Origin of the sequence: Chania multitudinisentens RB-25, from assembly GCF_000520015.2 — a bacterium.
Taxonomy (GTDB): Bacteria; Pseudomonadota; Gammaproteobacteria; order Enterobacterales; family Enterobacteriaceae; genus Chania; species Chania multitudinisentens.
On the sequence record NZ_CP007044.2, the window covers coordinates 1,661,338 to 1,674,487 of the forward strand.

The following is a 13,150-nucleotide window of genomic DNA, read 5'->3' on the forward strand; positions in this document are numbered from 1 at the left end:
CTGTTTAACACTATAGTTTAGCATTTCAGCATCTCATTCCTCAATTGTTTTATTAACAGGTTTGTAAATGAATAAACGTTATAGTTTCGTAAATAACTGGTTAATTGATATTCCTTCTGGAACAATTCTTCATTTAACCACGGGAGAACATAAGAGACTGGGCGAATATCAACTTAAACTTCTGGATGTTCTTGCAAGAGAAGCCGGGAGGCTCATTACTAAAGATGAATTGACCAGCCTTGTTTGGGAAGGGAGAATTATTGGTAATAATAGCTTACCGAATGCTATACATGCATTACGAGTTGCCTTGGAAGATGATGGCAAGCAGCAGAAAATCATAAAAACCATCCCCAAAAAAGGCTATTTACTGGAACCAGAATATTGTCACTACGTTGAGAAAGAAGAGGAGGATAACGGTGAATTTGGTAGTGAGAATTCCTTTGAATCACTGATAGATAAGGCTTTTTATGGTGATGGGAGCTTGTCTGAATGTTTGATGGAAGGGGGAAAACAGTGTCCTCCCAGCGAATTAATTGATCATGAAATAGCATTGCTTCCCACCTCCACAGCAGTGCATGTGCTTCAACAACGAATTATTTTCTTTCTGCTTCTCCTGCTAACCGCTCTTTGTAGTATCGCGATCATGTTCTGGTTAGTGAAACATCACCGTGAGGATCCGCTGATAGTTAAAGAGATTCAGGATAACGTCTACAGTAATATCCGGCTCTATGCGATTGACTATAAAGATAATCCCTCATGGGGAAAGAGCTATGTCTACAATCGCTTGAAAGATACTTTTTATACTTTGAATGAACAACTTAAAATGGAAAAAATCACTATGGATATTTATTTTATGAGTGAAGGTCAGACGCTCAATGCCACATTCAAACTCAGTAATGATTGCGACCAAAAAACTCTTGTTATGACTATTTATCACTGGCGTATTGTTCAATCACTTCTCAGCAATTTGATAAAAAATGAAACAGGGAGGAAAATTAATGAGCTCTCGACTTGCGAAACAAAAGAGTAACATCATTACAGTGCTGTTATTAATTCTTAATTGTGTTGCTTTTTTTGTCGTATGGAATTTGATTTATCCAGCATCTCCGGTACTGAAAACCAATTTTGACCTGAAAGCCCAACTGGGTTTCTACGATCTGATCTCTAGCCAATACGAAGTTTACAATTTAGATTTGGAAAGTACCCAAGGAACAATAATCACGACGGTTATCAACCCAGATCAACCTGAATTTTTGTTCAAAGGTAAGTTAACACGTATCAATATGGGTGATAGCAAGCTTGGTTTCTATCTTACGCCTATTTATTACCGTACTCCAAAGCAGAACTTGATCATGGATGGTTTTTTAAATCAGCTGACATACGGTAGGTTTAGCGCAAAGCTTTTATCAAATAATGCCAATAGGTTGGTTTTAGGGCCAAACGGGATAATATTCATTACTTAAACAAGATCTCAACATTAGTAAGAGGGGATATGTTTACCAACATCCCCAGTGCTCTGTTTTACCCGATACAGCGTGATAATGATAAACGGATAGGCTGATTTATCAGCATATCCGCGTATGTTACTCTATTGCAAAAGATTTTTTACCGTGGAAGGTTTGAGGTTTGCCTGCGCCCCCAGGGCTGCGGATAAGACTGGGTAGTTTGCCGCACAGTTGCCCAGCATGTCTCCCAGAGCTTGAGAGGTCGCTAACGCCTGTTTGTCGCTAAACATCGTATTCATATCCTTGATACGGGAAGCGACACGATCCTGCTGCTGGCGTAACAGGCTGCGCTGGGTGGTGATGTGATTCAGCGTGGATTGTAGTTTTGCCTGATCGCCACGCTCACGCCCCTGAGCGAGCTGCGCGATAATATCACTGGCGGCGGTTTCTGCCTGCGGTACCAGCAACGTAAACGCATCAGAGGGAAAGTGATGGCCCTGCCCGCATACGGTTAATTGCTGGCGAATACGATCCCAGTCAGACTCTGTAACACTGAAGTTCAGTTGCCCGCCAGGGGTCTGTTGAGCATGAATGCCAAAGCGGCCCAGCCCAAGGTTAAGATGCATTAGGGTCTGAAGTGGCGAGACTTCGTCTGGCAATGCGACTGCGGCCAACTCACGTGGCTTTCCTTCCAATGCAAAAATCAGCAGCTCTCCGCCGGGATCTGAGAGCAGTTTTTCCATACCGGGTAGGGTGAAATTGACGCTGTTTTTTTGTTGCAGGCAGACGGTGAAATGGCGATCGATGGCATTGCCTGCTATTTCGGTACGGCGATCGAGATGTTTTTTCAGTGCTATAAACGGTTCTGGCGCGTTTTCCTGGCGGAACGTGTGACGAATCTGTAGCAATCGGGTTTCCGTTTGCGCCAGATAATCATCAGCCTGCTGCACAACGGTGAGTTGCTGATTAAGCTGAACGTTATAGCGAAGAGGCCTGCGTGAGAGTAATGCCGCTTCAGGGAAAGAGTTGCGCGTTGCAACGACATCTGGCGTGGCAACGCGGTTCACTGTTTGGGCCGCATTAACGCCTCCGCGAACCATCGCAGAGCGCGTTTGACCCGTTGTTGTTTTTAAACCTACCTGCATCGTGGTTACATCTGACTAAAGAGGTTGAGCTGGCTTATCATGCTGTATGCCTTATTGGTAATCTGTACAGATTGAATATACAGTTGCAGATTGGTGGTGGCTGTCAGTTGGTCGGTTTCCGAAAGGTCGCGGATCACATCAGCGTTAGCAATATTGATATCAACATGCGCATCTTCCAGCAACGATAGCCGGTTCTGGCGCCCGCCAATATCGGTGTAGATGGCTGCAACCTGGTCGTTGGCATGTTGTACCTTATCCAGCATGGCAGTAATTTCGGCGTTGTAATCTGTAAACGTCAGCTCCGGGTCCTGCATCTTTTGGCTGAGCTCTTTCAGCTTGTTTAATAGCTCAAGGTCGTTCCCGGCAGAGGACAGCGTATAGGCCAGATTGACGTTTTCCTGGATGCTCACGCCATTGGCGACGCTGGTTGCACGGCCCTGATCATTGCCAGCGAACACATAATTACCGTCGTTATCTAATTGAACTGGGGTGGTTGTCGTTTTGGTACCAGAGAAGAGGTAGCCTCCACTTTCATTCTTGGCGTTAGCGGTTTGTACCAGCATTTCCAGCATTGATGCCAGCTCTGTTCCAAAACCTGACATATCCTGCGAGCTATGCGAGCTGTTATTGGCTGCCAGCAGCTTTGTTTTGATCTCCTGCAACTGATGGTCCATTGTGGTGATCTGCGCTTCTTGTACCCCCAGCGAGTTTCTTAAAACGGATATATTGTCTTGATATTGTTTAATGGCCGATTGTTCACGATTCATCTGAACCAGACGGCAGGCCGCTACCGGATCATCAGAAGGCACGTTGACACGTTTTAAGGTGGACAACTGTTCCATCAGTTTATTGATTTGGGTGCTGTTTGCCCCGATATGCGTAAGCATGGCATTGGTATGATACAGGCTACTCATTCGCATGGTTTAGTTCCCCTGGTGCTGCTTAAAAAACACTCAGCAAATCGCTGAAAATCTGATTCCCGGTGGCGATGACCTTCAAATTGGCCTGATAGGACTGCATATAAATCTGTAAATTCATCGCTTCTTCGTCCTGGTTGACGGCGCTGAGGTTATCCCGCTGGTTTTGTGCTTCCTCAAGGACTTTTACTGCCGCCTCCATTTCAATTTTATTCTGACGGCTGGTAATACCAATGCTTGATATAATTGACGCCGCCCCTTCACTCAGGCTCATATTGCCCAGCCCTGGAATAGTGATTTTCTGGTTTTTCAGTTCAATCAATTTTTCCAGGTTGCCACCGTTTCCGGGTTCATCAGCGGCGCTGGAGAGTGCCAGCTCATCGGGCGTAATGTCAGCCACCTTTAATATGCTGGTCGGATCGGTTGGATCGAAGATAAATAAAGGCTTGCCGATATTGCCGTTGAGATCGTAACCCTGAGCCAACTGATTGTTAAACAATGTCGCTATCGCTTCTGCCATCCCCTGCACCGAGTCTTGCATCTGTTTGAGCGTCGTGGTTTCGTAATGGTACAGTGCGCTCATCTGGCTACCGGCCGCCGGGTTGAGTGAGAATTCACTGTTAGTGAACTTCAAATTCAACGTGGGATTGCCGTTGGCATCTCTGCCTGTCTTCATCGTTCCGGCGATTTTACCGCTGACCAGAGGTTGACCGCTCTCCAGCGAAACGGTGTATTTGCCGTCGTTGTCTTCCGTCACCTTAACGCTGACCAACTGGTTCATATTCCTCACCAGTTCATCACGGGCGTCGCGCAGCGCGCTGGTATTACCACCATTGGCTTCCATGTCGGCAATTTTGCTGTTGTAGTCAGCAATGCCGGCACTTAAGGTATTTATCTGGTCAACGGTCGCATTGCGTTGGGTGTCGATTGACGCTTTCTGGCTATTGATAAAGCTATTGACATTGTTGAAACGGGTCGCCAGTGCCCCGGCCTGATTGATTAACTGTTGGCGCAATGCCTGGGAGTCTGGTTGTTTGGAAAGCGCACTCAGCGCACCGACGAACTCATCAAGGCCATTGCCCAGGCTGGTAGAATCTGTGCCAACCACCTTTTCCAGAGCGCTGATATACTGATCGAACATCGTGTGATATTGCGCTTTAGTGGTGGTTTGCCAAAGCTGGTTGACAAGATACTGATCGGAAATACGGCGAATCGAATCGACCTGTACGCCATTACCCGCGTTCAATCTGGCCTGGCCCATCGGCCCAATGGCGCTTTGTAATATGCCTTGTCGACTGTAGCCTGCCGTATCCTTGTTAGCGACATTCATTGACGTTACGTTCATGCCGATCTGTGCGGCCTGTAGCCCACTCCAGGCGATATTCATCATGTTCATGGCTTACTCCTGCCTGCGACTCATTACTGGGATAACGGGGGTTTTTAATTCTTGTACTCTTTCAGTTAAAGCGGCCACCCCGCGGGCTTCCTTAACCTCTTTTGGGGCAGGGGGGGAAAGTTGGTTAACAATCATTTGCGCAATACCGGTGGAACGCTGTGAAGCAAGCTTCACCGCGAGGCTATCATCGTAAAAATCACGCATGATGCGCTGCTGTTTGCTGTTAAAAGGAGAGTCTTCCCCCATAACATCTGCTGCTTTGCGCATTTGTGTCAGGATGGAACGAAGAAAAAGCGTTTCAAACTGCTCTGCTGCCTGCTCCAGATCTTGCGGTTTCACCTGCCCGGTGAAATCACCTGGTAGAACAGGGGATTGAGGTGTAATAGGGTTCATCATAATCGGCCCTTAAATGACGATCAGTTCTGCATCCAACGCGCCGGCTTCATGCAGCGCCTGCAAAATGGCCATAGTGTCGTCCGGCGAAGCGCCGAGGCTATTGAGCGTACTGACCGTGCTGCGCAGGCTGGTGCCCGCAGGAACCGTCAGCATCTGTCCGTTGCTGTTTTCCACATCGATATCGCTTTGCGGTGTGACGACGGTGTTTCCGCCGCTAAGCGCATTAGGCTGGCTGACATTGGACGATTCACGCACGGTAACGGTCAGGTTGCCGTGGGAAACCGCCGCAGCACGGACTACAACACCATCGCCAATCACCACCGTTCCCGTGCGGGAGTTAAAGACCACGCGCGGCGGTTGCTTGCCGATACTGATGGGCAAATCCTCCAGCAGTGACATAAACGTCACGCGGTTTGCCGGGTTCAGCGGGGCGTTAACGGCGACATTGGTGGCACTTTGCGCCGTTGCCGTTCCGGCACCAAATTTATAATTCAGCGCCATAGCAATACTGTTGGCCGTTTTAAAACTGGAGCGCTTAAGATTCAGCATTACGACCGGATTGTCTTTGAAATCAGACGTAATCTCGCGTTCAACCGAAGCGCCATTTGGCACGCGCCCTACGGTAGGGGTGTTGATGGTGATGCTGGAACCGCTGTTTCCTTCAGCTTTAAAGCCCCCCACCACCACATTCCCTTGCGCCAGTGCATACACTTCCCCATCGGCGCCTCGCAGCTGCGTTAATAACAACGTACCGCCACGTAAACTTTTGGCATCGCCAATCGAAGAAACGGTTATATCAATCGATTGCCCACGTGCATAACCCGCCGGCAGAGTAGCGCTGATCGCAACTGCGGCAACGTTCTTTACCTTCGGATCGATCTTGGCAGGCAACTGAACACCGAACTGGCGCAGCATATTGGTCATAGACTGGCTGGTGAATTTGACCTGGTTTTTATCGCCGGTACCATCCAGCCCGACAACCAGGCTGTAGCCTACCAACTGATTGCCGCGGATCCCTTGGATATCCACCACGTCGCCCAACCGCTGCGCGTGTGCGACAAAGCTCAGTAGGCAAAGGATAAAGAGAGCCAGATTGCGCATAATAAACTCCATTAAATCGGGAACAGAGGATGGTTGAAGAAACGGGTCAACCAACCTGCGGCGTTGGCATCGCTCAGTGCGCCGCGTCCGGCATACGATATACGTGCATTGGCGATACGTTGCGATGAGACAGAATTGTCGCGCTCAATATCATCACTACGCACCAGCCCGGTGACGCGCATATATTCGTCCCCCTGATTGAGGGTGAGCCATTTTTCACCACGCACGGCCAAGACGCCGTTCGGTAGAATTTTGTAGACGGCCACGGTAATCGCGCCCCGCAGGCTGTTTTGCTGCTGTGAAGTGGCATTGCCATTAAAGTTGCGATTACCGTCTACCGAACCGGAAAGCTTGTCGGTGGAAAGGCCAAACGCCTCAGGCATCCCAAGAGAAACATCATTCTTCTTACCGAAGTTGGTGCGTGCCTGTTTGCTGGCTTGAGTAGATTCATCGAGCTTGATGGTCAGAATGTCACCAATGCGATACGCACGGCGATCCTGCATTAAAGACCAGTTATAGCTGGTGTCATACACCCCTCCGCCGCTGATCACCGGTGGAGGCATAATGATCTCGTTTGGTGGTGCAAAGGCGGCATCGTCTTTTTCCACCAGCAGTGCCGGGCTTTCACAGCCCGACAAAAACAGTGCCAATAAACTGATAACAAACTGTTTTTTCATCTTTTCTTCACTTTGGTTACCCGCTGTTACATCGACTGAGTGACAAATTTCCACATGTCATCAGCAGCAGAAGCCATCTTGGCGTTCATCTCGTGAGCGCGCTGGACAGTGAGCATCTCAACCATCTCTTCCAACACGTTGACGTTCGACCCTTCAAGAGCCCCTTGATGCAACTGGCCGAAGGCGCCTTCACCGGCGACACCTTCGACCGCCTCGCCACTGGCTGCGGTTTCGCGATACAGATTGCTGCCATAGGCTTCCAGGCCAGCCGGATTGACGAAATTCACCAGTGTGAGCTGGCCCAGTTCAACCGGATCCGTTTCTCCTGCCACGGTTGCGGTGATAGTACCGTCCGTGCCAATGGTCAGGTCTTTGATGTTATCCGGCAGTTCAATCTGCGGCATCAGCGGCAACCCTTCCGCGTTAGTCAAAGTACCTTCTGCATTTTTCTGAAAGTTGCCGGCACGGGTGTAGGCAATGTCACCGTCAGGCGTTTCTACCTGAAAGAATCCTTGGCCGGTAATTGCTACATCCAGGGTTTGTTGCGTGTTGACGATATTGCCGACCGTGAACTCTTTCTGCGTACCAACAATTTTTACCCCGGTGCCGTACTGAATACCCGTTGGTGAAATATTGTTCTGATTGAGCAGGCTGCCAGGAGCTCGCTGATTCATGTAAAACAGATCGGAGAACATTGCCCGATCGCGCTTGAAGCTTGTTGTATTAACGTTTGCCAGGTTGTTGGCGATGGTGCTCATTTTGGCGTCTTGGGCTGCAAGACCGGTTTTACTTATCCATAAAGCGGCGCTCATTCTTTTCGCTCTCTCTACTATTAAGAAACATGAAGCAGGCGATTGCCGGTGGTAGCCAGTTCTTCCGCTTTTTTCATCATTTGGATTTGAGCCTCAAAACTACGACTAATATTGAGACTGGAAACCATTTCATTAATGGCTGATACGTTAGCCATTTCCAGATGACCGGTAGCTACCACGACATCTTCATTGCGTGGATTCACGGCAGCATTCGTCACCAGGAAACCTTCGGCGTTTTTGTTTAACTCGTTTGCAGGAATATCGACCAACTTGATGCGATCCACATCCATAGGTGCCGCGATATTTCCATCATCCGGTACGATGGCGATGATGCCATCTGTACCAATGCTGATAGAGGAAAATGGCGGCAGCACGATGGGGCCGTTATCCCCAATCAATGGCGCGCCATTGACGGTAAGCGCCCCTTCGGCATCAATGTCAATCTGCCCGTTACGGGTATAAACCTCGCGGCCGCCGCTGGTCAGGGCTATCAGCCCTGAACCTTTGATTGCGATATCAAGATTTTTTCCGGTTTCAGTGATCGCTCCCGGGGCCATATCAACCCCGCTGGGCAGTACCTGGGTCATAAAACGCGAGGCATAGCCAGAACCGTTAAGAGCTTGTGACAGCGCTTGATCTAAATCGCCGCGAAAGCCCTGCGTATTGACGTTCGCCAGGTTATTGGCATGAACCTGTTGCTGCGACAGGCTGCGGGTTGCTCCGCTCATCGCGGTAAAAATTAAACGATCCATTACACCGCCTGTAAAAGTGCACTGGTCATGTTGTCGTTAGTGCTGATGACTTTCGTGTTAGCCTGATAGTTACGCTGGAACTCCATCAGAGAGACAAGTTCCAAGGTTAAATCAACGTTCGAGCCTTCGGTTGACCCCGATTTGATGGAACCCAACAGGCCAGAGCCGGCAACGCCTATCAGTGGGGCTCCTGATTTTGAGGTTTGTGCCCACGTGGTGCCATTCTGTGAGGAGAGGCCGTTCGGGTTTTCAAAGCTGGCGAGGACGACCTGTCCTTGCAGCAGGCGTTCTCCGTTAGAGAAAGTGGCGTAAATACTGCCATCTTCTTCTATGGCTACACCGGTGCGTTTGCCCGATTCATAACCGTTACCTTTGCTCCTGCTCACCGCAAAATCGGAGCCGTACTGTGTGGTGCCGGTGTAGTCCAGCGCGATATTGAGTTTATCAGCCCCTGGAACGTCGGCGGTCAACGCGATCGGAGCGAGCGGCGTTTTCAGCACGCCCTGTGTCGTAAACTCCATCTTTTGGGGGGTATCTGCGATCTTGGCATTATCAAGGTAGTAGTGCACTTCCCAGGTGTTATCGTCGGTTTTGACGAAATATTGACTCAGCGTATGCTCGCGTCCAAGCGAGTCGTAAACCTGGGTGGTGTAGGTGTGGTTGTAGGTGTCGCTATTGCTTGGGTCAAACGGATCAATGGTAGGCACTGTTTCGTTGGCATTCAGGTTTGCCGTAAAGTCGAGGGTGCTCGTCGCTTTTGCCGGAATGGTACCGCTGCTGATGGTCAGGTTGCCAACCGTACCTATCTGTAGCGCGCCGTTGGCACCAACGGGGTAGCCCTGCACATACATACCGAGGTTATTGATAAGATTGCCCGCTGCATCGGTATTGAAATAACCTGCACGAGTGTAGGCGGTATTACCTGCATCATCGCGCACCACAAAAAAACCGTTGCCGCTAATGGCCATGTCAAGACTATTGGCAGAAGCGGTAATAGCACCTTGCCTGCTAATACTCTGGGTTATTCCTGTTACGCCGACACCCAGCGGTTGTTTTTCTGCATACATTGACGCGAGTTCAGCACGCATGGACTTATAGCCCGTCGTATTGACGTTAGCAATGTTATTGGAGACAGCGGTCAGTTGCTCAGTGATAGCGTTAAGACCCGATCTTGCGATATTAAAACTCATGCTTTCTTCCCGTGGTTAAGAGCCGTTATTTGGATCAGGCATATTTTTTGGAGGCGCTGTAGCCGCCAAATTGTGTGATGTAGTTGTAGGCCACGTCACCGATGCCGGCGATATTCAACTGCGTTGGGCTGCCATCAAGCGGTATGCGCACATTAGTGACCATGCCGCCCACTTCGACAGGCACCTTGTCTTCACCGGTATCCGTCACAACGCTGATGGTGTACTTTCCTTCGCTGAGCCCCAGTTCCTGCGGATCGATATTGAAATCCACTTGACCGGCTTCTTGTTTCCCCAGCTCGATTTTGTGTTCAGTGCCTGCGGCATCTTTCACAATCACGGTCACGGTATTGGCTGCGTGATCGAGCGTCAGGCGGCCCTGCACGTTAGTTTTGCCATCGCTCTGGATGCTGTCGCTCCTGACCATCACATGTTGGTTGACCAAATTGCCGGTTGTGAGGGTTTGCAGGTTGTCCATCAGCACCGTGTTGCTTCTCATCAGGTCGGCCATGTTTTCAATTGAGCTCACCTGCGTTAGCTGCGCTAACTGGCTGACGTATTCCGTACCATTGGTAGGGTTTAAAGGGTCTTGATTCTGAATTTGCGCCACCAGCAACTGCATAAACATATTGTTCATGCCGCCTGCGGCACTGCCGTTTGCCACCGGGGCAGAATCGTTAGCGTTGGTGGTTGATGCCGATGACGCTCTGTCTACGTTCATGCTTACTATTCTCCAAGGCGCAGCAGGCTTTGCTGCATGCTTTTGACATTGTTAAGGATTTCCACATTGGTTTCGAAATTGCGCGATGCCGACATCATGTCCGCCATTTCCTCAACCACGTTGATGTCCGGGTAATAGACATAACCGCGTGCGTTAGCTAAAGGGCTGCGTGGTTCGTAACGCTCTACAGCGTTGCCTGTTTCGACGACATCCAAAACCTGGACGCGAGCACCGGTTAATGCGCCGTAATCCATCAATTCGTCGTTTTTAAGTACCGCGGCAAACACCGGGCGGCGGGCCTTATAGACGGCCTCCTCGCTGACGGTCCCGGTTTCCGCGTTCGCAAGATTACTGGCGATGGTATTGAGGCGGATGGTTTGCGCCGTCATTGCCGATCCGGAGATGTGGTAAATATCGGAAAAAGCCATTTTTTATCGTTACCTGTCCTGTTATTTCCCTTCGATAGCCTGTTTCAGCCCCGTGAATTTCATGTTCAAAAATGCAAGACTCGTTTGGTAGTCTTGTGCGTTTTTGGTGAATTCCACCTGCTCAACGTTCAGCGCAACGGTGTTGCCATCTGATGAAGGTTGATAAGGCACCCGATACATCTCTTGCGGCCTTGATGAGGTGGAAAATTGCCATTGCGAGTGTTGCATCTCTGCGGCAAAGTCAATATCTTTAGCCTGGAAATGGGGTGTATCGACATTTGCCAGATTGGCTGAAAGCAGCTCTGCTCGGGAAAGTCGAAGCGCTAACGCCTGTGGATGCACACCCAATGCTTTGTCAAAACTAAAACCCATAATTACTTCCTTAATGATGCAAAAACCTGTGATGAATTTGCTTTACGAAGCATTCACCCATAGCAATTACCATGCCAGGTTTTAATATCATGAAATTAAACAGTTTTTATCAAGACAGCGTTCGTAAGGTGAAACAATATTTCCGCCTTGCGGTTTTTGTTTTCCCCCTGTTGCTGACCACCGGCTTTTGCAGCCAAATCTTTACCGCCGCGGCCACAGAAGAGAGTGCCCGCAAGCAGATTTATGCTGCTGTGCACAACCAGGCCGCCGAGATGATTCGTCACGAAGGAAAGCGCCGGAACTGGCGTGATTACCAGGCGAAAATCAATATTTTTATCCCTGCTGAAGCCTCCGGTTTTGCCGCCTGTGGTAAAACGCCGGTCGCTTCGCTGCCGGGGGGCGATCGCGTCGATCTGCATCGGCTGCGTTTTGATGTGCATTGTGGTGATGGCCAGGGTTGGGATGTGGTGGTTGCGGTGAAACCAGATATCTATCTTCCCGTGCTGGTTGCCCGTAAAACGCTGGATCGTGGTCATGTCATTACTGCCGACAACGTGATGTTGAAGAAGTACAACATCACCAATACTCGTGGGGAGTACGTCACACAGTTGCAAGACGTTGTCGGACTGACCGTAAAACGACGGGCCCGGGCGATGCAGCCCATTGCGTTAAGCCAGTTGGAGTCGCCTGTTTTGGTGGAGCGTGGTCAGTTGGTGGTGATGATGGCCGAGCAAAACGGCGTTCAGGCACAGACCATGGGGGAGGCACTGAAAAAGGGCCGCAAGGGGGAAATGATTAAAGTTAAAAATGAAAGTAGCAAACGGATTGTCAGTGCTATTGTCAGCGGCAGGGGGGTTGTCCAAATGGTGCAGACCTCTGAAGAGTAAAACCGTACTTTGATCGCTTAAGTTTTTGGGTAATAGAACCGCTTTTGAGGTGTTGGGAGGTAGCATTTTTTCCGTCGCGATATCCTCCCAAGTTGCCCGATAAAAAAAGGATTAACGATGAAAATTACTGGGTCTCAGTTTAACCAGACCAGAGAAATCGATAAAACCAGTTCCACCAAACGAAGCATTGCGCCTGATGAAGAACTGCGTGTGGAGCGTATTACAAGGATGGAGCAAGTGCTGAGCAATGCGCAGGCAACGCTTGCGGCGATGCCTGAAGTTGACACCGAACAGGTCGAAAAAATGAAAAAAGCTATTGCTCACGGTGAAATCGGCTTGGATGCCCATGCGTTGACGAAGGCAATACGCCAATTTTTTCTGAGGTAACCATGAGCAACGCAGCTCAATGTGTAAAGACGCTGATTGAAGGGCTGATCAAAGACCGTCAGCATTATATTGCTCTCAATTCTCTGCTTCAGCGGCAGCGAAACCATATTATTGCTCGCGCTGCGGCAGAATTGGATGAAGTGAACAGGCAGATTATGGTGATTTATCAAGAGCTGACACAGCATAGCCAACAGCGTTATCGCCTGCTGGAAACACTCGGCATTCCCGTCAGTTCGCAGGGCGTACAAAGGTTGATAACCCGTCTGCCCGATACTCACCGAAGTGCGGTTGCCACACTTTGGCAGGATTTACAGAAACAGGCGACATCTTGCCATACCGCCAATGAATACAACGGGAGGCTGATGAATATGCAGGAAAGCATTCTGACCAATATCATTAACGCCGGTGAACCTGAAAACTGGCTCTACCAGCAAGTCTGATGGCTGCCTGACATCCCCATTAAGCATTCGCGCTCCTGCTTCCCTTTATCCCAAACGGGGCAGGGAAGCATGTAGCGGAGGGGATTA

At 49.6% G+C, this 13,150-nt stretch carries 17 protein-coding genes; 5 read left to right on the forward strand and 12 right to left on the reverse strand.

Annotated elements, in window-relative coordinates; all coding sequences use genetic code 11:
- The first annotated feature begins 67 nt into the window (after positions 1–67).
- Together Z042_RS07305 and Z042_RS07310 are read left to right on the forward strand one after the other, a co-directional pair.
- On the forward strand, positions 68–1,030 hold the full coding sequence (locus tag Z042_RS07305; RefSeq protein ID WP_024911190.1) for a winged helix-turn-helix domain-containing protein: 963 nt from the start codon (positions 68–70) through the stop codon (positions 1,028–1,030).
- On the forward strand, positions 999–1,463 hold the full coding sequence (locus Z042_RS07310; RefSeq protein WP_024911191.1) for a hypothetical protein: 465 nt from the start codon (positions 999–1,001) through the stop codon (positions 1,461–1,463). Before Z042_RS07305 ends, Z042_RS07310 begins: the two co-directional genes overlap by 32 nt.
- Before the next feature lie 125 nt (positions 1,464–1,588).
- Here Z042_RS07310 and Z042_RS07315 read toward each other — a convergent pair whose 3' ends face one another.
- The 12 genes from Z042_RS07315 to flgB are packed head-to-tail and all read right to left on the reverse strand — an operon-like array spanning position 1,589 to position 11,349.
- Positions 1,589–2,590: a hypothetical protein gene (locus tag Z042_RS07315; RefSeq protein ID WP_024911192.1), complete on the reverse strand. Its 1,002-nt coding sequence runs from the start codon at positions 2,588–2,590 to the stop codon at positions 1,589–1,591.
- A gap of 5 nt (positions 2,591–2,595) precedes the next feature.
- Positions 2,596–3,510, reverse strand: coding sequence for a flagellar hook-associated protein FlgL (flgL, locus tag Z042_RS07320; RefSeq protein ID WP_071882801.1), 915 nt, complete (start codon positions 3,508–3,510; stop codon positions 2,596–2,598).
- A gap of 22 nt (positions 3,511–3,532) precedes the next feature.
- Positions 3,533–4,903, reverse strand: a complete 1,371-nt coding sequence (gene flgK / locus Z042_RS07325; protein WP_024911194.1) for a flagellar hook-associated protein FlgK — start codon at positions 4,901–4,903, stop codon at positions 3,533–3,535.
- Between the two features lie 3 nt (positions 4,904–4,906).
- Complete coding sequence (locus tag Z042_RS07330) at positions 4,907–5,299, reverse strand: rod-binding protein (protein ID WP_024911195.1); 393 nt, start codon at positions 5,297–5,299, stop codon at positions 4,907–4,909.
- Positions 5,300–5,308: 9 nt separating this feature from the next.
- Positions 5,309–6,400: a flagellar basal body P-ring protein FlgI gene (locus Z042_RS07335; RefSeq protein ID WP_167336755.1), complete on the reverse strand. Its 1,092-nt coding sequence runs from the start codon at positions 6,398–6,400 to the stop codon at positions 5,309–5,311.
- Between the two features lie 11 nt (positions 6,401–6,411).
- On the reverse strand, positions 6,412–7,077 hold the full coding sequence (gene flgH, locus Z042_RS07340) for a flagellar basal body L-ring protein FlgH (RefSeq protein WP_024911197.1): 666 nt from the start codon (positions 7,075–7,077) through the stop codon (positions 6,412–6,414).
- 26 nt (positions 7,078–7,103) lie between these two features.
- The gene (gene flgG, locus Z042_RS07345) at positions 7,104–7,889 is read right to left on the reverse strand and encodes a flagellar basal-body rod protein FlgG (protein WP_024911198.1); all 786 of its coding nucleotides are present in this window, start codon (positions 7,887–7,889) and stop codon (positions 7,104–7,106) included.
- A 20-nt stretch (positions 7,890–7,909) separates the two neighbouring features.
- A complete protein-coding gene (locus Z042_RS07350) occupies positions 7,910–8,641 on the reverse strand; it encodes a flagellar basal body rod protein FlgF (protein WP_024911199.1) in 732 nt (243 codons plus the stop codon).
- Positions 8,641–9,831, reverse strand: a complete 1,191-nt coding sequence (gene flgE / locus Z042_RS07355) for a flagellar hook protein FlgE (protein ID WP_024911200.1) — start codon at positions 9,829–9,831, stop codon at positions 8,641–8,643. Before flgE ends, Z042_RS07350 begins: the two co-directional genes overlap by 1 nt.
- Positions 9,832–9,865: 34 nt before the next feature.
- Positions 9,866–10,549, reverse strand: a complete 684-nt coding sequence (gene flgD, locus Z042_RS07360; RefSeq protein ID WP_024911201.1) for a flagellar hook assembly protein FlgD — start codon at positions 10,547–10,549, stop codon at positions 9,866–9,868.
- A gap of 5 nt (positions 10,550–10,554) precedes the next feature.
- Positions 10,555–10,977 (reverse strand): flagellar basal body rod protein FlgC, encoded by a 423-nt coding sequence (gene flgC, locus Z042_RS07365; protein WP_024911202.1) that lies wholly within the window; start codon positions 10,975–10,977, stop codon positions 10,555–10,557.
- 21 nt (positions 10,978–10,998) lie between these two features.
- The gene (gene flgB, locus Z042_RS07370; RefSeq protein WP_024911203.1) at positions 10,999–11,349 is read right to left on the reverse strand and encodes a flagellar basal body rod protein FlgB; all 351 of its coding nucleotides are present in this window, start codon (positions 11,347–11,349) and stop codon (positions 10,999–11,001) included.
- Between the two features lie 89 nt (positions 11,350–11,438).
- Between flgB and flgA the strand changes: the two genes are divergently transcribed.
- From flgA to flgN, 3 genes are all read left to right on the forward strand, one after another.
- Entirely contained in the window at positions 11,439–12,236 is a 798-nt protein-coding gene (gene flgA / locus Z042_RS07375; protein ID WP_037406055.1) for a flagellar basal body P-ring formation chaperone FlgA, read from the forward strand.
- Positions 12,237–12,353: 117 nt separating this feature from the next.
- Positions 12,354–12,623 (forward strand): flagellar biosynthesis anti-sigma factor FlgM, encoded by a 270-nt coding sequence (locus Z042_RS24450; protein WP_024911205.1) that lies wholly within the window; start codon positions 12,354–12,356, stop codon positions 12,621–12,623.
- A gap of 2 nt (positions 12,624–12,625) precedes the next feature.
- Positions 12,626–13,063, forward strand: a complete 438-nt coding sequence (gene flgN / locus Z042_RS07385; RefSeq protein ID WP_024911206.1) for a flagellar protein FlgN — start codon at positions 12,626–12,628, stop codon at positions 13,061–13,063.
- Positions 13,064–13,150 lie beyond the last annotated feature (87 nt).